This window comes from Gottfriedia sp. ABJ_BB2_2 (assembly GCF_055484705.1).
Map to the genome: position 1 here is coordinate 313,246 of NZ_JBVFKR010000004.1, position 19,679 is coordinate 332,924.

Sequence of the window (19,679 nt, forward strand, 5' to 3'; positions counted from 1 at the left end):
ATAAATGAAAATTGTCATATTACCTGATTCCTTTAAAGAAAGTTTAGATGCAACTGGGGTAGCAGAAGCTATTCATAAAGGATTTTCTTCTATTTTTCCAAATGCAGATTATCATTTATTACCACTTGCTGACGGTGGTGAAGGTACAGTTCAAGCGTTAATTGCATCAACAGAAGGAATAATAGAAACAATTACAGTAACAGGTCCACTATTTGAGCAAGTAAAAGCTAAAATTGCCTTTTCTAATAATGGTAGGATTGCTTATATAGAAATGGCAGAGGCATGTGGACTTCATTTAGTTCCAAAGGAAAAACGAGATCCATTCAAGACGACTTCATTTGGTGTTGGTCAATGTATCGCATATGCAGTTGAGCGAGGAGCTACTGAACTAATTATTGGTGTTGGAGGTAGTTCAACGAATGACGGTGGTATTGGAATGGCAGCAGCATTGGGGTATCAATTCTTTGATCAAGATGGTCGAGAAATTGAAGGGAATGGGCAATCTTTATTAAACATTACTTCTATGTCAGCAGCTAATCGAAATCCGAAGCTTTCGGGAGTTAACATTATAATTGCTGCAGATGTAGTGAATCCGTTAATTGGAGAAAATGGTGCAACGTATGTATTTGGACCACAAAAAGGTCTTCCGGCTAATAAGTTGGAAGAATTAGATCAAGCAATGGGAAATTTTTATAAGCTTGCTGAAAGTTATTTAGGAAAGCAAGTTTCAACAATACCTGGAAGTGGTGCTGGCGGCGGAATGGGAGCTGGGCTGATGCTATTTGCGAATGCTTCCATTAAAAAAGGGATAGAATTAGTACTCGAGCATTTAAATGTAGTAGAGGTATGTAAAGATGCAGACATTGTCATTGTTGGAGAAGGTAGAATGGATGGTCAAACCGTTTTTGGGAAAGCCCCTGTTGGAGCAGCTGCATGTGCGCCACCGAATGCAAAAGTCATTGCAATTTGTGGTAGCATAGGAAAAGGCAGTGAAGAGCTTTATAATCATGGAATCGACGCCATTTTTCCAACGATCCCTTCCATATTGCCAATAGAAGAAATCATGAGTAATGCCTTTAACAATATTGAAAGAACTGCTAGAAATGTAGCATCTCTTTTAAAAGGAACATTATAAATAAATCAAAGAATCCAAACATTTACTTAAAAATGTTTGGATTTTTTTGTCCCTAATTATGAGAGTGAGGAAATCGTTGTAAAATGACGAATAAAATTTGTTGCAAAATAAATTTTTTCAATATTTAGAATTTAATAATAAAAAAGATTATTTACTTTTCATTGTATACTTAATAGATTAATTGATTAATTTTTTTGGAGGTTCTATGAAAAAGATTACGATAGCATTGTTAACAGTTGCTATATTTATTGGCAGCTCAATTCATTCATATGCGGCTGCTATTGTGGATAAAGAGATTTTTCTTACAAAAAGAAGTGGTATTACGAAGGATACCGTACTTAACGCAGACCGCATACTAAATGGAGAATTGTTTGTATCCCCAAAATATCCCTTTTATAAGCCGTATAAAGCGATTAATTGGAAAGAAGACCCATACAAAAACACAACATGGCGCTTATATTATCAAAGTCTAGACACATTAAGCTACTTAACAAATGCATATGAAGTGACTTTGGATCCTAAGTATTTATCTTATGGATTAGGTTTGATTCAGAGCTTTTGGAAAGCAAATGGAAATCCAGCAAGGGCAACAGATTCATATACATATAATGCACATGCGCTTGCAAATCGGACAAATAATTTATTGTATTTCTATCATTATTTTATTAGTTCGCCGATTGTTACTTACTCGAGTAAACAGTATTTAAAAACGGTTCTTAAAAAACACGGTACCTATTTAAATAGTGCTAAATACTATAATTCAAAAACAAATCATGGCTACTTTCAAGACCGTTCATTATTCGAACTAGCTTCTTATTTTCCAGAAGAAACAACGAGTATCCAATGGAAGAGTAATGCAGTATACCGTACAAAAACCCACATCAAGAGAGATTTTACTCCAGAAGGCCTTCATAAGGAACATAGCCCACAATACTTTTTAGTCGTTCTAAATCTTGTTCAGGATATGAATAAAATCGCTGAGGACGCTGAGCTTACACAATTTCTTTTAAAAGAACAAAATGCATTTTCTAAACTAGTATTATCTAATTATACGATTCCTAGATTAGGAGATTCAGATCAAACAAAATTACCTAAAACTACTTCTTATTCAGTGCTAGATCCTGAATTTGAATATGTACTGACAAAAGGGAAACAAGGAAAACAACCTTCATTAGTTAGTAATATTTCAAATTCTATAGCTGTTATTCGTGATGGATGGGGGGCAAATACGTCTTCATTATTGTTTACAACGAGTAATTTTAGTACAACACATAAACATGCTGACGATTTATCTTTCATTCTTACTCAAAAAGGGAAGGAAATATTTACGGATAGTGGAAAATACAATTATGATACGAAAGATCCTTACCAAAAATATTTGAGATCGACTTTTGCACATAATGTAGTTTCAGTTGATGGAAAGTCATATCCTATTTCTTCAAGTAACGTAGGTAAAGCAAAAATGACGAATTTTATTGATAACCCTGAACATGTTATTGTAATGGGTGAGCATACTATTTATAATGGCGTACGAGTTTATCGAACAATTGTCTATTTGAAAAATAAGAAAGTAACATTAATTCAAGATGAGATTATATCAGACGCTAAGCATAAGACAAATCAAGTTTTTAATATAGGGCAAAATGTTCCAACTCAAACACTTGATTCAAATACTGTTCTATTGAATAATTCAATGACAATGAAACAACATGTTCAATCAAATTTAGTTGAATATTATGGACAAAAAACTCCAATTAGAGGGTTTGGATCAACACTGTTTAATAATCTGTATCCAATTAAACAATTAGATTTTGAATCTAATGGAAATAATGTTCAATACTTTACTAGTCTTAGCTCTACACCAAATACGGTATCGCAGTTTTCATTAAATGAAGATCTATACACTATATCAATGTCAGATGGATCTACTTATAATGTGGCAAAGCCAATGACTACACCTTTTGTAAACAAATTTACAAATTTAGATATCAAGCTTAATGGATTTACCCAAGGTGGGGCTAATATTAACGTATTATCTGGCCAAACGGTAATCGCTACGGGGCAAGCTACTTCAACTGGGAATTTTGCTATTGATGTACCTTTACAATTGGCGGGAACAAATTTGACTGTCGTTGCAACTAGTAAAAATGGTCAGTACACAGCTTCTGGAACTGTAACGGTAAAAGATGAAATTGCACCTGATATTCCATCAATTAACACAGTTAGTGCGAATTCAAAAATCATAACTGGTAAAGCAGAAGGGAACGCTACAGTTATAGTAAAAGTTGGTAATAGAACGTATACGACTAAAGCCGATAAATATGGAAAGTATCAAATCAAAGTGACAACTCCTATTAAAAAAGGGACAAATATTTCCGTATCTGCAAAAGATCATTCAGGTAATATGAGTGATTTATTTAAATTGAAAGCCAGCTAAAATAGTGGAATAAAAGAAAATAAAAAATGGATATGCTAAAAGAAGATAAATTCAAAAAAAGAGTGGGTTATGAACCCCTCTAACTTTGATTGAATATTATCTTCTTTTCTTTTTCGGGTCAATTGTAAAGGTTGGTTTCTTAATAACTTCCAATTCCACCAGTACATTAACATGTTTATCATTTATAGGCTGGACACTTAATATAGTTCCTTTTCTACCCTTAATAACGACCTGATCACCCTCTGATGGGGCATTATTACGAAGTTGGTTTAATAGTTCAACGTTTTTATCATAAAAATGAACTACGATCATCGGAAGTCAACTCCTCAAATCAAATTTATCTTTATACAATATTTATCATTCAGTAAATTAAGAACAACAATTTATCTGACTTCTGTTTTAAGAATTGGTTAGATTAGACGGTCTAAAAATTTGTCTGTATCAATCGGTTTATTTTTTAAAAATTCTTATAAATCACTATCTATTTTCAGTTTTTTTTAATACAATTTAAGAAAATACGCTTATTATGTGGGGATAACAATGCTAAAAAAAACCTTATGTATTATCGCAATTAGTACGCTTTTATTTGGTTGTCAGAACGAAGGGAAATCTGTAAAGACGGTAAAAAATGAAGGAAATAAAGAAGAGCCAAAAAATGAGGAAGTTATTGATAAAGAAGAAATTGATACGATTTTTGCTCCATTAAATGGATTGCCAATCAGTCAAGTTAGTGAACAAAGGCCGGTAGCTGTAATGGTTAATAATTTTCACTTAGCGAGACCTCAGAGCGGTCTTGGTAAAGCAGATCTTATTTATGAAGTATTGGCTGAAGGTGATATCACGAGATTTTTAGCTGTATTTCAAAGTAATATACCAGTTAAAATTGGTCCTGTTCGAAGCGCTAGAGATTATTATATAGATTTAGCGAATGGATATCACGCTTTGTTTATTTGTCACGGTAATAGTCCAAAAGCAAAAGAAATGATGGACGCTGGATTGATTGACTCATTAAATGGTTTAATTTATGATGGGACCTTATTTAAAAGAGATCAAAGCAGGAAAGCACCACATAATTCTTATATTCTAAAAGAAGGCATTAAAAAGGGTGTTGAAAAAAGAAACTATTCATTTACTGAAAAAGTAACACCTCTTGCTTTTATAAAAGAGCCGGTCGTATTTGATAGCTCATGGAATAGCGTGAATGAAGTATTTATTAAATACTCTTATAATCCGGATAATAATGTAACATATAAATTTACAGAAGCTAATCAACATTTCCAGCGATATCAAGATGGCGTAGTTGCAAAGGACGCACTTGATGGGAAGCAGTTACAAATTAAAAATATTTTAATTGTAGAATCTACACATAAATTTATTGATAAATATGGACGTCGTTCAGTTGACTTAAAAAGTGGAGGAAAGGGCTACTATTTAGTTGATGGGAAGTATAAAGATATCCATTGGAAAAATGTTGATGGTCGAATCATTCCATTTACTTTAGAAGGAACTGAAATAGAATTTTCTCCTGGTCAAACATGGATTAATTTTGTTCCTTCATTAAATACGGTGACAATTAAATAAAAAAGGTAATAGTTGAAAGAGCAAATAACGATTCGTTATTTGCTCTTTTTTAATGGGATTTAAATATTCATTACAATTATATTTCAATCGTATTAATTAAACTTAATCATAGTTATTTATATGCTACAATAACTTTGGATTTACATATAGTAGATTAATAGAAAGAAACTAGGAAAAGATAGTTTCATAGGAAGAGGCGAAGAAAAGGTTTGAAGAAATTATTTACTTTTAGCTTAATTTTATCAATTATTTTTTCTCAATTTCCATTTCATTCTGAAGTTAACGCTGCAGAGATGGAACCACTAATTTCAGTAAAGTTAGTAAATTATTTAGGAAACAAAAATGAAGTGACAGTGAAATCGTCAGATAGCTATGCTGTAAAAAATTCAAGTATCAGATTACAACCAAATACTGAATACAAAATTAAAATAGCGTCTAATGGAGTATCGCTTTATTTAGGGAATGAATTGCTTGGAAATTTCACAAGCATTGATGTAACACCTTATCAATATGAGTCTCCGTTATTGATTAATGGAAGAAGTTATTTAGGAGATTTTTCATTTATTAATGAAAACAATTTTATTCGACCTATTAATACTTTACCAATGGAGGATTATCTTAAAGGTGTCGTGCCATTTGAGATGCCTGCTTCATGGAATCTAGAAGCATTAAAGGCTCAAACTATTTCTGCAAGAACATATGCAATGAGACAAGTTAATGCAAACAAAGTGATTAACGATACGGTTAGCTACCAAGTTTATGGTGGATATACGTGGAATGAAAATAGCTCGAAAGCTGTTGATCAGACTTTTAGTCGTGTACTAAAATATAATAATTCGTTAATCGATGCAGTATTTTCTTCGAGCAATGGAGGAAAAACAGAATCAAATGCAAATGCATGGGGTAGTTCAGCTTTACCATATTTTCCAATTAAAAATGATCCATACGATAGTGCTACACCTTGGACAGTAGCGTTATACAAAACACAGATTGATCTAACAGGTAAGGATTTAAAAGATTCAAATTCATGGTGGAATACGATTAGTGAGCGAGATGAACAGATTACTAATAATATAAAAACATGGATGAAATCAAACGGGTATTCAGGAAAGACAATAAAAATTGTCAAAATACCTAAATTAACTTTAACGAATCCATCATCTGGTGGTAGAGTCACAAAAGGTAATTTAAGTGTGGATTTCATTGTAAAAGATGAATTAGACACAAATGGAGACATTAAAATTCAACATTTAAATTTAACTGATGTTGCTGCTTCTAAAGTTAGGGCGGCAATTGGATTAAGCTACATCAAAAGTTATTTAATGACTGATATGAATGAATCATCTAGTTCAATTTCTATTAAAGGTAAAGGCTACGGTCACGGGGTTGGATTAAGTCAGTACGGTGCTAAAAAAATGGGTGAATTAGGTAAAAGTTATTCGGAAATCGTAAACTTCTATTATCCAGGCACAACTCTTTCATCACAATATAGTACAAAACAACCTCGTACAGGGTTCAAAGTGACAGCACCAAAAGTTAGCAGTGTAAGTAATCTTGACCAACTTTTAACTGGAACGTCTGAACCAGGTGCAGTCATCAAAGTGAGTGCTAACGGAAATCAAATTGGCACAACTGAAGTAGCATCAGATGGTAAGTTTTTAGTGAATATTCCAGTACAAAAAGCTGGAACAAGCCTATCAATCACAGCAAGCTTCAATGGATTTATTAGTAATGCAACAGTGATTAAAGTTATTGATAAAATAGCACCAGCCGCTCCAGTTGTTAATACGATTAATAATAATTCAGCTTATATCACAGGTGTAAGCGAAGCATATGCGACAGTTACTGCGAAAATCGGTACACATACGTATACTGGTAGAGCTTATTCAAATGGAAATTATAAAATTGCCATTCCTGTTACAAACGCAGGAACGTCAATTTCAATTTCAGCAAAAGACGGTTCTGGAAATAGCAGTGCTGCAGTTTTAAAAAGTGTTACAAGAGTTGGACCAAACTTACCAAAAGTGAATGCTGTTTATACGACATCAACAATTATTCAAGGAACAGCTGAAAAATATATGACGATTCAAGTGAAAATCGGAAGTAAAGTTTATAAAACTAAGTCTTATAGTACTGGTGTTTATAAACTAATCATTCCAAAACAAAAAGCTGGAACTAAAATTGCTGTAAATGCAATTGATTCTAAAGGCAATGTAAGTGCAACAAGAACAGTTTCAGTAGTAGCGAGATAATAATTCTAAAAGGATAGATTCAATCAGATCGTTCTGGTTGATCTATCCTTTTTTTTGCGAAGAGATAAAGGAAATTCTCCCTAACATCATGAATGATATTGTATAAGATATTAGGAGGAATGGTTTTGTTATCAACTATGGAGCTTTTAGAATGTCATGTTCGAGTATTATATAAGCACAATGAGTCCAACCGAATAACACAAATAAATGAACTCCCTTTTGAAAATGCGCCAAGGGTTTATATTGGCACAACAAAGAACGGTAAGATAGTGAGGTATTCGGATGGATTAGATGAAAAATTGATACTTGATTTAGAGAGGGTTGTCCATTCAAGTTCGAATATTGAACTAGCAGAAGTCATTAACACCTTACATACAACGAAGCAACTGAGCAATATATGGATTGGGCCAGCGTATGTATTTCCGACATTAAAAACTCTAACATCAACAAAAGTTATAGAGATTACGGATTTAAATAAAGAGCTGTTAAAGCCGAACTTTCCTTATACATATGAAGAGTTTGAATATAAACAGCCTTGCTATGCCATTGTCCAAGATGATATAGCTGTTTCGATATGTTGTAGTGCCAGACAAACTCAAATAGCTGCAGAAGCAAGTTTATATACACTTGAAGAGTTTCGTGGAAAAGGATATGGAGTAGATGTTTCAAATGCTTGGGCTATGGACATACAAAGTCAAGGACGTATAGCTTTATATAGCACATCATGGGATAATTTTTCATCTCAATCTGTGGCAAAAAAACTAAACTTAATACAGTATGGAACGGATATTAGTTTTAGATAAGTTAAAATGAAAATCCAAAATGCTTCTTAGTATTTTGGATTTTTTTATTTTATTAAGATTTTCTGTTAAACTAAACTATTTTTCGATTATAATTAGAATTGTGAATTTTCGACAATTCAACAGAAAACGTCAACGGGGGAACAAACAAACATGAAAAGAATCGCCGCAACATTTATTTTATCGGCTGCATTATTAGTGCCTGGGATAACTGCTAATGCTGCTCCAAAGCAGTCAGAATTAGATGCTTATTTAGCAAGCATTCAATTAACACAAGCACAGCTTGAAGAGTATTTAGAGAGCTATGGAGATTCATTAGATGAGTATGATACAGTGGCTGATTTACAAGACGTACTTGGTGAACGCCTTACTGAAGAAACATTAGCCGAGTTACTTGAAGAATATGAAGTTACTGAACAAGATGTTATTGATCTTGCAGTTGAGTATGATGATATGGACCCAACAGCGAGCCTTTTAGATACTTACTATTTTACAAGTGATATTGAGTATTTAATTGATATAGAATATTCATCATATTCATTTAGTGATTTTATTTATGATTATGATGAAGATATGGATTTTGTAATGCTTGGAGGCTCTGGTTTGACATCAGCTGAAATGAATACATTTGTATCTTATGTAAGGGGAGTTTTTGAAAAGGAACCAGACTCTGCTGCAAAAATGGATGTGTTGTATGAAAACATAGTGAAAATGGAAATAGATGACACGTCTGAACTTACGGCTAGTGAATCTGCAAATCTATTAAATGCTATGAAAGAAATTGAAAAAACAATTCATATCGATATAAAAGTATTTAACGAACAAGGCGATGTTATGAAGCCATTAGATTTCTTAGCATTACCTGTTTTAGAAGAAAACTATGTGTTAAAAGTGTTAGATGATAAAGGTAATTTATTACTTGATATGATTCTTTCTGATACACTACAATCCGGTGATGAACCATTATTAGATGCAGATCCTATTATGAATATTAAGCATGATATAGGAATCATTAAGCACACTGAAAATGGTGGGAAGCTACCAAAAACAGCTTCTCATACAACAGAGTGGGCATTATTTGGATTATTACTAGCTGTATCAGGGGTAGCAATTCGTAAAAAATTAAATTAATAAAAGATAGCAACAATAAAAAGAAGCATCCTAGCTTAACAATTAGGATGCTTTTTCGTTTTATTAAGTATTCGAGTAATTGACCAGTAAAATATTCGATGTTACGATAAAATGCGAAAACCATTCATTAATTTACAAAGCGGAGGGAGGCAAAGGTATGGTGAAAAATCAAAGTATTACAGAAGCAAATCAATCATTAGTAGATTTAAAAGCTGATTGTGAGAAGTGCTTTGGTCTATGTTGTGTGGCACTACCCTTCGCGGCTTCAGCAGACTTTGCATTAGATAAAGAAGCTGGAAGTCCTTGTATCAATTTACAATCAGATTTTCGTTGTGGTGTGCACAAAGATTTAAGACAGATTGGCTTTCAAGGATGTACAGTATTTGATTGCTTTGGTGCCGGTCAAAAGGTATCACAATATACCTACAAGGGAAAAGACTGGAGATCAGAACCTGAATCTGCAAAGGAAATGTATGACGTGTTTCCAATTATGCGTCAACTACAAGAAATACTTTGGTATATAACGGATGCATTAGCATTAAATCTAAATAGAAACATACATTCTGAGCTACAAGTTGCTTTGACTGAAACAGAACGGCTTACTTATTTACCGTCAGATTCGCTGCTTGAATTAGATATGGTAGCACATCGAGCATATGTAAATGACTTACTTTTACAAACTAGTGAACTAGTAAGATCTGAGGCAATTCATCTTCAAGGAAAAGGTAAGAAGCGTCATAAGAACATTGGTCGAGGAGCAGATTTAATTGGCGCGAACTTAAAAGATGCTAATCTCATAGGAGCTAACTTAAGAGGTGCATACCTAATCGCAGCCAATTTAAGTGGAGCGGATATGCGAAAAGCAGATTTAATTGGTGCTGATTTTCGTGATGCTGATATAAGTGGAGCGGACTTAACAGACAGTATTTTTCTAACGCAAGCTCAGTTAAATGCAGCAAAAGGGGACATCAATACAAAAATTACAGCAAGATTAAATCGTCCCTCACATTGGAAAAATTAATACATGAATTTAAAAGAGACAAGCATTTAAAATACTTGTCTCTTTTTTTATGCCGAATAGATAGTAAAATATCAGTCTATACACGATTATATTTTATATTGATTAATGATTTTACATAACTGCATTAAACCAACAGATAATTCATCCTCGCTAACAAGGGAGTAACTAATCCGAAATGATGATTCATTTGTTTTATTGTTGTAGCAAGCAACACCTGGTAAAAAAGAGATGTCTTTCTCATTGGCTTTTTTTAGTAAATCAAATATATCTATTGGTTCATTAATTGATAACCATAAATTAAATCCACCATTAGGAACTTGAAACTGTAGGCGATTTGTTTCATTTGAAAGAATCTCGACACTTGTATCACGTCTAAGCTGTAATGCAATCCGAAGTTTTTCAACATGGTTCCTCATTCGATCTGTTCGAAGAAATGGTAGGATAGCTTTTTGAGTAAGTAATGGGCTACCTACATCCATAGATGCTTTAATAGCAAATAACCAATCAAAGATGGGACCATTTGCTAAAATGGCAGCAATACGAACTCCGGGTGCCAAAGTTTTACTAAAACCTTTAATGTAAATAACATGATGATCCCTATCATAATACTTTATAGGAGGTTGTCTTACTGACTGCTCAAAATAAATGTCCCCAAATGAATCATCTTCCAAAATAAAGAATTTGTATCGCTCAGCAAGTTCAATTAATTCTTTGCGACGATCACTACTCATGGAAATGCCAGTTGGATTTTGAAATGACGGATTAACATATAATAACTTTGGATTAAATTTATGAAACACTTCTTCAATTAGATCAGATCTAATCCCTTCATTATCCATTTCAATAGGGATAATGTGTATACCTTTATTAATAAAAATATCTAATGCTCCCCCGTAACAAGGACTTTCTACAATAACTGAATCTCCAGGTTTCAGTACAGCCTGAGCTACTAAATCAATACCTTGTTGGACGCCACTTGTAATAATGATATTTTCATAGGTCGAACGAATTTTTTGAAACTCCAATAAATGATTTGAAATTTCGATCCTTAGTTCCTCATCACCTTGAACGGATCCATATGTCGTCAAGATTGAAGCATCTTCTTTTAATAATTTTTGTGTTTCTTCTGCTAAAAATTTATTTGGCAGAAGGCGTGGATAAACTACCGCTTTCGAAAAATTATATGTCACGGATTCTTTATTCATTAAATACTGGGAACGTACTACATTAATTCCAAGTGTTTGCTGCCAATTAGAGTGCTCTTTTTTTTGTTGTGGTCTATTCGTCTTTTTTAATACAAAAACGCCTTTTCCTGGCTGAACCCAAACATATCCATTTTTCTCGAGCCATTTATATGCTTTTCTGATTGTTAATACACTAATCGATAGTTCGTTAGCAAACATTCGTAATGATGGTAATTTTTCATTTTCTAGAAGAAGGCCGCTATGAATTCGTTGAGCTATTTGATTACTAATTTGGAGATATATAGGAATTGTTGATTGTTTATGAATATGAATTTTCATACACTCACCATATGCTTTTTGATATAACGTTAGTTAAAAAAAGGTTAATAGTCAATCAAAAATATTCAACTGTTATATAGCCCCCTATACTGTTATACACCTGACTCCATATAATACGATTAACGAAGGAGTGATAAAGTGATTATTATTAATTATATTCTAATCTGTGTAATCTTTGGCACGACATTTTTAGCAATAAAATTTGGGATCGTATCTGGAGTGCCGCCATTATTCTCTGCAGGGTTAAGATTCTCTTTAGCTGGTATTCTAGTCATTTTATATTTTTTAAGTAAAGGAGAAAAAGTTACTTCTTTTATTTTTTCAAAGAGAATCATGGTTATCGGATTTTGCTTAACCTTCATGACATTTTCAACTTTGTACTGGGCAGAACAGTACATAACTTCAGGGTTAGCAGCTGTCCTTTCAGCAACCGGCCCGATGATGATTTTATTATTGCAACTGAAACGAAATAAAAAAAGAATCGAAAAGAAACAGTTTATTGCTTTATTAATGGCATTTTCAGGTGTTATATGTGTTTGTTTGCCAGGAATGAGTCAGCATGTGACATATTTATGGGTAGCGGCCTGTATTGCGGTTTTAATTGGTGAAGTATTCTATGGATTCGGATCAGTCAATTCAAAGGAATTTCTGACTGATTTTGAAAAGATCTCTCCATTTTTGATAAATGCTGTGCAAATGTTATATGGTGGCATATTTCTACTTATTATTTCGCTACTGTTTGAAAAACCGTCTGTTCAGACTTTGTATTCATGGGATGCAGTATTACCAATCTTATATTTAGTCTTTATCGGTTCTATTGGAGGACACGGATTATACACATGGTTACTATCAAAAACTAATCCTGTTTTTCCTTCAACATGGCTTTACGTATCACCACTAATTGCAAGTGTATTAGGCTATTTTGTCATGGATGAACCAATCAAAGTAATCATGGCAGTTGGTGGCGTTCTCATATTAGTTGGGGTGTTTATCGCAAATTGGTCCACTTTTGCGTCGTATAGAAGACAGGAGAGTTTCTTTAAGAAACAAATGAAGGAACAAGAAGAAGAAATCATATAAATATGATTTCTTTTTTTATTTTGAGATATTAAGGGAAAACTAAAAATTAATCGAAAAATGACGTTTTATGCCTTAAATATACTTTACTAACATACCTGCGCTCTTATAAAATAAATAAGTTATGACATAAAAAATGATTATTTTTCCAATTGTTATAGGACTTTTATCGTAAAATAGTAACTCTAGTTAAGAAATAGGAGGGGTGTTGCTTTACGAACTAGAATTGCTAATCTCAAAAATAAATAAAAAGGTAAAGCATCTATCATGAAACATTCTAAATTGAATTTTAGTAATATCATCATTTCGTTATTCTTTTTTGGAATTCTATTCGGTAGTCTCTTTCTAACAATGGTACTACCCGATAGAAAGGTTTCTGTCATTGAAAATAGAAGCTTGGCAACAAAACCAGTATTAACTGGCGAATCATTTAAGAGCGGAAAATATTTTGATGAATATGAAACTTACCACAGTGATCAATATCCATTAAGAAATAAAATGCTAGAAATAAACGGTATATTTAAATATAAGATGATTGATCAAAAAATTGCTGAGATTGGTCCTAAGAAATACTACCGTTCAAATAATGGTTTTATCATTCAACAAAATTCAAATCAAAACCCTACTACCTTAGTTAATGAACTAAAGGGATTCACTAGTGAACTATCTAATCAGAATATTCCTGTATTTTATAGTATTATCCCACATAAGTCTGTGTTTTTTGAAACTGAGTTACCTACATATCTTCCTAGTTATGGTAAGGAAAGTGTTAAGAAATTACGAGATGGTTTAGAATCAGTACCATCTCTACATTTGGTTGATGTTGAAAAAGAACTTCGCAAACAGCCTAAAGAGGAGATTTACTTTAAAACGGATCATCATTGGAATACGAATGGTGCATTCATTGGTTATCAAAAAATTGTATCAGAATTGAATAAGACCTTACCGGAAATTGGTGATCCAATTTCAAAGGATACTTTTAAATTTGAAAAAAAAGGACTGGCTTTTAACGGTTCATATGCACGATCTACGACATTATCATTTGTAACTGAATCTGATCAAATGATTGTTCCAACAAATGACATCATATCGCCAACTGTAAAAGCATGTATAGATAATGATAATAAATGTGACGATCCTGTATTTTTCCCTGAGAAGTTAACTGAAGTTAATCCGTATACTGATCGTTTTGTTTATTTCGGATTAAATCAGGCATTAATACGATACAAAAACTCAGATCCTATTTCTCAAAAAAAATTAGTGATTTTGAAGGATTCTTATGCAAAACCGATTATCCCATTTTTAACAAAACATTTTAAAGAAGTAGATGTACTAGATACGCGATATTTCGGAGAAGATGCAAAATTTAAAAATAGTTCAGCTGTTAAGTTTATAGAAGAAGAAAAGCCTGATGCTGTTATTTTTATCACGAATACGACTGCAGTAGAAAAAAATATTACGGAATATATACAGTAATCAATTCTGTTTTGGAAAGGATTAAAAGGGAATGGTTTTTAGTTCGACGGTATTTATGTTTTGGTTTTTACCAATCGTTTTATTGGTTTATTTTATAATTCCACGTTCTATAAAGAACTTATGGTTACTAGTAGCTAGTTTGTTTTTCTATGCATGGGGTGAGCCTACTTATGTATGGTTAATGATTTTCTCAATTATTATGAACTACTTTTTTGGTCTAGCAGTAGATAAAAATAGAGAGAAAAAAGCAAAGATTAAATGGATTATGATTGCGATGGTCTGTAGCAATCTATTTATTCTAGGTATTTTTAAGTATACGAATTTCATCGCCGATAATATTGAGAAGCTAACTGGTTTAACAATTGATGTTCCGGTTATCCCATTACCAATCGGTATTTCATTCTTTACATTCCATGCACTTAGTTATGTAATTGATGTTTATCGTGGCGAGAGAAAAGTGCAAAAGAATCCGTTAAACTTAGCTCTTTATATTACGATGTTCCCGCAATTAGTTGCTGGACCGATTGTACGATATCAAACAGTTGCAAATGAATTAAATAAACGGTCAGAAAGTTTAGAGTTAATATTCTATGGGATTAAGCGTTTTATCATTGGACTAGCGAAAAAAATGCTTTTAGCGAATAATTTTGGTTTAATTGCTGACCAAATTTTTGCCAGGTCTCCAGATGAAATGACAACAGGTATGGCTTGGATTGGAATTCTGTCATATTCATTACAAATTTTCTTTGATTTTGCAGGTTATTCAGACATGGCAATCGGTTTAGGAAAAATGTTTGGATTCCACTTCTTAGAGAACTTTAATTATCCATATATTTCGCGTTCGGTAGCAGAGTTTTGGAGAAGATGGCATATTTCTTTAGGTACTTGGTTTAGAGATTATTTATATATTCCTTTAGGTGGAAATAGAGGATCAAATTACGAAACGTATCGCAATCTATTTATTGTCTGGTTAGCAACAGGAATTTGGCATGGAGCAAGCTGGACCTTTATTGCATGGGGATTATATTATGGATTTTGGATCGCAGTTGAACGTGCTGGATTTGGTAAATTAATTAGTGCTTTACCTAAAATCATACAGCATGCTTATGCTCTAATTATCGTGATAGTAGGTTGGGTATTTTTCCGATCTGAAACTTTCACCTATGCATTTGATTATATAAAAACGATGTTTGCCTTCAATGGAACAGGACTATGGAATGCATCAAATAATTTCTATGTTTCTGAATATGGTATTTTATTTATCATTGCAGTCATTGCGGCAACGCCGATCGGTAAAATTGTTGCTCATAAATTAGGAGATTGGTTAATTTCCAAAAATAGAATCACGTATTTTGGTTTCCAATTAGGAGAAGCGGGATGGTATTGCTTATTATTATTAATTTCTTTATCATACGTTGTAGCAAGTACATTTAATCCGTTTATCTATTTCAAGTTTTAATAAATTTGTAAGAGTCTATGTGTGGGTGTTTTATTAACATTCCAACGCATAGACTCTTTTATTATGACTTTTTCGTATAAATTGTTTTTATAAGTACGTGTTTTTTAAAGACCGAATTAATAAATTTAACGTTTCTATAGTTCCGTATGTTATGTCACTCTAAATAATCGGTATGTATTGAAAACTACTACTATTAAAAATCTAGAAAAGTAAGTGTATTTTCTCATTAGTTAAAGATTCTATCATATAATGATAGTAGAGCGTATCTAAGTCCAAAAAAAGGAGAAAATTATATGTGGCTAATCCTATTTGTATTAACTTATTTTATACTGTATTCTGGAGCTAAGAAGGAAATAAAAGCAAGCTCTGAATCATTGGCACTCCATATTTTTGGATATTATTTTTTAAGTGTTATTAACTTCTCAATTAATCAATTCCCATTACCAATTGGCTTTATAATTGCTATGTTCTTAGTCAATCGTACTTCTGTAAGCAATAAAGATGTAAAAAAAGTTGCGTGCTATGTCGGTTTGATTTTATGGTTTATTGGTATTTTTTTATAAGGTAAAAAATAGTAACCCTGTGATTTCTGAATTGGAATCACAGGGTTTTATTTATTACATTAATCCTCATTTTTATGATAATTAATATGATTAGCAACTGAGGGGGTAACTATAAGTGTATCCTTATGACTTTTAAACTTAAAAGGTCCAAATGGGTAAAAATAAGGTTCCTCAAATGAACGGATGCTACATAGGTGGAGTAAAATCAAAAGTGAAACAAGTGTAATACCATATAAACCAATATATGCACCAGCTAGTAATAGCAAATATTTTAATAATCGTATGCTGATGGCCATGCTGTAGTTAGGAATAACAAAATTTGTGATAGCCGTTACTGCAATGAGAATTGTCATTGAAGGTGATATAAAGCCCGCTTCAACTGCAGCTTGTCCAATGATAAGTGCCCCAACGATTGAAACTGTGTTTCCTAATGATCTTGGAATTCGAATGGTTGATTCCCGTAAAACTTCAAATGCTAAAGTGACAACAAGTGCTTCTACGATTAATGGGAGAGGAACAGTTTCACGCCTTGCAGCTACTGATACTAATAACCCAGTAGGTAAAAGCCCTGAATGATGAGAAAAAATTGCGACAAACAAGCTTGGACTAAATAATGTAAGAAAACAGCACAAGAGACGAAGAAAGCGTAAGAATGCAGCATAATAGACATTAAGATAATAATCTGATGGCGATTGAAAAAATTGTGGAAATGTCGCAGGTGCAATAATCACAAATGGGGAACCTGATGTAATAAGCGCGATTCGTCCCTCTAGTAAATTACCAACTACAGCATCCGGGCGTTCAGTATTGATAACGGTAGGAAAAATAGTCATTTGATTATTTTTTATACTCTTTTCAATATAACTTGTATCTAAAATAGCATTTGTATTAATTGCAGCTAATCGGTGCTTTACTTCCTTTATTAAGTTTTCATCCGTAAGGCCTTTAATGAACATTAGTGCAACATCCGTTCTAGTAATTTCCCCTATTTTCATAGAGTGAATCCGTAAAGCGGGGTGTTGAATCCGTTGTCTAATAAGCGCAGTATTTACACGTAAGTTTTCCGTAAAACTATCTTTAGGACCTCTAATGACAGTTTGAGTCGATGGTTCAGATGGGATTTCTCTAGATGGAGGCATTTTAGTTGAAAAGACTAAGTAACTTGTTTCATTGTCTATCAATAAAATTGTTTCGCCAAATAGTAAATCAGATAATAAACTTGTATAGCTTGATTGACATTTCAGACCTGAAACAGAAAGGATTTTTTCGATGGCAGGTAAAGAATGATTCGTTCTTTCTTGGCTATGCTGATTATCTAAAAGCTTTTCAATAATATCGTCACTAATTTTTTGATGATCAGAAATACCATCAATATGAATAACTGCAAAAATGAAATTTTGTCTAATGGTTTCTTTCCTAATGATAAGATCTGAACTATCACCGAGATCATTTATTATTCTATTTAAATTATCATCAATCTGTTTACTTAGGGATCTGGAAACATCACTTTGAAACTGTATATCTGGGTTAGCTATTGCATTTTTAGTTTCTTGAAATCTTAACAATGGTTCCACCCCGATAATATTTGTAATAGTCGTATAAAATTATTCTGTCATATATATCAAAAATTATTAGGTAATGATGGATTAATTTTTATTTGAATGATGTTTTGAAATGAGTAGGTTTATTCTAAATATCTATAAGTTGAATAAATATAGATGATAGAAGATGATAATTGAAAGGGATGATGCATATTAATCCTTTATTTCTTTCAAATGATCAAATGCTCTCAATCATCCGAGATGGTTTAATAAAAACAGCAGCTCCAAAGAATATTATGATTATTGGTGCAGGTATAGCAGGTTTAGTAGCGGGATCATTGTTAAAAGAAGCAGGCCACAAAATTACAATTATTGAGGCAAATGACCGAATCGGGGGAAGAGTACTTACAAAAAGATCTCCGTTTTTTAATAATCAGTACGTAGAATTAGGTGCAATGAGAATTCCTTCTATTCACCATTTAACGCTTGAATATATTCGTAAGTTTAAATTACCTTTAAATGAATTTCTCAATAGTACGCCAAATGATTTGATCTATGTAAATAATGTTTTGACAACTTTAAAAGATTATATGCAAAATCCCGATATATTAAAATTTCCTGTAGCTCCTAATGAAAAAGGTAAAACAGCTGAAGAGTTACTACTACTTGCCTTAGGTCCTGTATTAGAATTTATCAATCAAGATCCTGTTCGTAATTTAGAAATTGTCATTCAAAAGTATGATCAATATTCAATGGATTACTTTTTACGATATAATCCAGTCGGATTATCTTTATCGACAGGTGCGATTGATCTGATTAAAGCAATAATAGGTATCGAAGGTTTTCCAGAACTATCGTTTACATCAGTTCTCATGGAAATTAATGTGTTGTTTTCAAAGAATCTAAAATTATATGAAATTACTGGTGGAACCGATTTACTACCAAATGCATTTTTACCGCAATTAAAGAATGATATAATATTACATCAAAAACTAACAAAAATTGTTCAAAATGATCAAAATGTAACTTTGTATACAGAGCACACCAAGGCATTAACAAAACACCATGTTACTTGTGATTTAGTTATTTGTACAATACCTTTTACTGTTTTAAATTTCGTTGAAATCTATCCAATTGAATCCATCTCCTATAATAAATGGAAAGCGATACGGGAGTTACATTATACAGATTCAGTGAAAACAGGCTTACAGTTCAGGACAAGATTTTGGGAGAAATTTGGTTTTTTTGGTGGGAAAATTACGACGGATTTTCCAATTAAGTTTTCCTATTTACCTAGCCACGAGCTAGGAATGAACACGACGGGTGTTGTTCTTGCAAGTTATACTTGGGGGGATGATGCATTTATATGGAACAGCTTGACTGAAAATCAACGAATACATGCTGCTTTAAAGAATCTTGCTATGATATATGGCGATATTGTATATAAAGAATATCTAACGGGTTCCTCAATTAGTTGGTCAAATAACGAATATTCAGGTGGTGCTTTTGTAATATTTAAACCTGAGCAACAAAGGGATTTTGGAAAAGACATTGGTACACCTGAAGGACGAATTCATTTTGCCGGCGAACACACATCAAGTGCAACAGCATGGATTCAAGGTGCAATTGAGTCAGGGATTCGCGTTGCTTTTGAAATTAATCAATTTGAAAGATAAAAACTCT

The 19,679-nt window shown here is 32.7% G+C and carries 15 protein-coding genes; 12 read left to right on the forward strand and 3 right to left on the reverse strand.

Going from position 1 to position 19,679, the window contains the following annotated elements; all coding sequences use genetic code 11:
• The first annotated feature begins 4 nt into the window (after positions 1 to 4).
• Both ACX6U0_RS12320 and ACX6U0_RS12325 read left to right on the forward strand, forming a co-directional pair.
• Positions 5 to 1,135, forward strand: coding sequence for a glycerate kinase (locus tag ACX6U0_RS12320; protein ID WP_464960225.1), 1,131 nt, complete (start codon positions 5 to 7; stop codon positions 1,133 to 1,135).
• Between the two features lie 205 nt (positions 1,136 to 1,340).
• Positions 1,341 to 3,572 carry a heparinase II/III family protein gene (locus ACX6U0_RS12325; RefSeq protein ID WP_464960226.1) on the forward strand — a complete coding sequence of 744 codons (2,232 nt, stop codon included), beginning with the start codon at positions 1,341 to 1,343 and terminating at the stop codon, positions 3,570 to 3,572.
• 96 nt (positions 3,573 to 3,668) lie between these two features.
• On the opposite strand, the gene ACX6U0_RS12330 is transcribed toward ACX6U0_RS12325, so the two are convergent.
• The gene (locus ACX6U0_RS12330; RefSeq protein ID WP_464960227.1) at positions 3,669 to 3,884 is read right to left on the reverse strand and encodes a hypothetical protein; all 216 of its coding nucleotides are present in this window, start codon (positions 3,882 to 3,884) and stop codon (positions 3,669 to 3,671) included.
• A 228-nt stretch (positions 3,885 to 4,112) separates the two neighbouring features.
• On the opposite strand from ACX6U0_RS12330, the gene ACX6U0_RS12335 reads away from it, so the two are divergent.
• From ACX6U0_RS12335 to ACX6U0_RS12355, 5 genes are all read left to right on the forward strand, one after another.
• Entirely contained in the window at positions 4,113 to 5,153 is a 1,041-nt protein-coding gene (locus ACX6U0_RS12335) for a DUF3048 domain-containing protein (RefSeq protein WP_464960228.1), read from the forward strand.
• 209 nt (positions 5,154 to 5,362) lie between these two features.
• Positions 5,363 to 7,405 (forward strand): SpoIID/LytB domain-containing protein, encoded by a 2,043-nt coding sequence (locus ACX6U0_RS12340; protein ID WP_464960229.1) that lies wholly within the window; start codon positions 5,363 to 5,365, stop codon positions 7,403 to 7,405.
• Between the two features lie 125 nt (positions 7,406 to 7,530).
• Positions 7,531 to 8,208, forward strand: coding sequence for a GNAT family N-acetyltransferase (locus ACX6U0_RS12345; RefSeq protein ID WP_464960230.1), 678 nt, complete (start codon positions 7,531 to 7,533; stop codon positions 8,206 to 8,208).
• Positions 8,209 to 8,358: 150 nt separating this feature from the next.
• On the forward strand, positions 8,359 to 9,336 hold the full coding sequence (locus tag ACX6U0_RS12350; RefSeq protein WP_464960231.1) for a processed acidic surface protein: 978 nt from the start codon (positions 8,359 to 8,361) through the stop codon (positions 9,334 to 9,336).
• A gap of 157 nt (positions 9,337 to 9,493) precedes the next feature.
• A complete protein-coding gene (locus tag ACX6U0_RS12355; RefSeq protein WP_464960232.1) occupies positions 9,494 to 10,357 on the forward strand; it encodes a pentapeptide repeat-containing protein in 864 nt (287 codons plus the stop codon).
• A gap of 86 nt (positions 10,358 to 10,443) precedes the next feature.
• Here the strand turns inward: ACX6U0_RS12355 and pdxR are convergent, their stop codons facing one another.
• The gene (gene pdxR, locus ACX6U0_RS12360; RefSeq protein ID WP_464960233.1) at positions 10,444 to 11,880 is read right to left on the reverse strand and encodes a MocR-like pyridoxine biosynthesis transcription factor PdxR; all 1,437 of its coding nucleotides are present in this window, start codon (positions 11,878 to 11,880) and stop codon (positions 10,444 to 10,446) included.
• Positions 11,881 to 12,018: 138 nt separating this feature from the next.
• Between pdxR and ACX6U0_RS12365 the strand changes: the two genes are divergently transcribed.
• The 4 genes from ACX6U0_RS12365 (at position 12,019) to ACX6U0_RS12380 (ending at position 16,455) form a co-directional block, all read left to right on the forward strand.
• Positions 12,019 to 12,960, forward strand: coding sequence for a DMT family transporter (locus tag ACX6U0_RS12365; RefSeq protein WP_464960234.1), 942 nt, complete (start codon positions 12,019 to 12,021; stop codon positions 12,958 to 12,960).
• Between the two features lie 264 nt (positions 12,961 to 13,224).
• A complete protein-coding gene (locus ACX6U0_RS12370) occupies positions 13,225 to 14,433 on the forward strand; it encodes a DHHW family protein (protein WP_464960235.1) in 1,209 nt (402 codons plus the stop codon).
• Positions 14,434 to 14,464: 31 nt separating this feature from the next.
• Positions 14,465 to 15,892, forward strand: coding sequence for an MBOAT family O-acyltransferase (locus ACX6U0_RS12375; protein WP_464960236.1), 1,428 nt, complete (start codon positions 14,465 to 14,467; stop codon positions 15,890 to 15,892).
• Positions 15,893 to 16,185: 293 nt separating this feature from the next.
• Positions 16,186 to 16,455, forward strand: a complete 270-nt coding sequence (locus ACX6U0_RS12380; protein WP_464960237.1) for a hypothetical protein — start codon at positions 16,186 to 16,188, stop codon at positions 16,453 to 16,455.
• A 59-nt stretch (positions 16,456 to 16,514) separates the two neighbouring features.
• On the opposite strand, the gene ACX6U0_RS12385 is transcribed toward ACX6U0_RS12380, so the two are convergent.
• On the reverse strand, positions 16,515 to 18,020 hold the full coding sequence (locus ACX6U0_RS12385) for a spore germination protein (RefSeq protein WP_464960238.1): 1,506 nt from the start codon (positions 18,018 to 18,020) through the stop codon (positions 16,515 to 16,517).
• A 179-nt stretch (positions 18,021 to 18,199) separates the two neighbouring features.
• Between ACX6U0_RS12385 and ACX6U0_RS12390 the strand changes: the two genes are divergently transcribed.
• Positions 18,200 to 19,672, forward strand: coding sequence for a flavin monoamine oxidase family protein (locus ACX6U0_RS12390; RefSeq protein WP_464960282.1), 1,473 nt, complete (start codon positions 18,200 to 18,202; stop codon positions 19,670 to 19,672).
• Positions 19,673 to 19,679 lie beyond the last annotated feature (7 nt).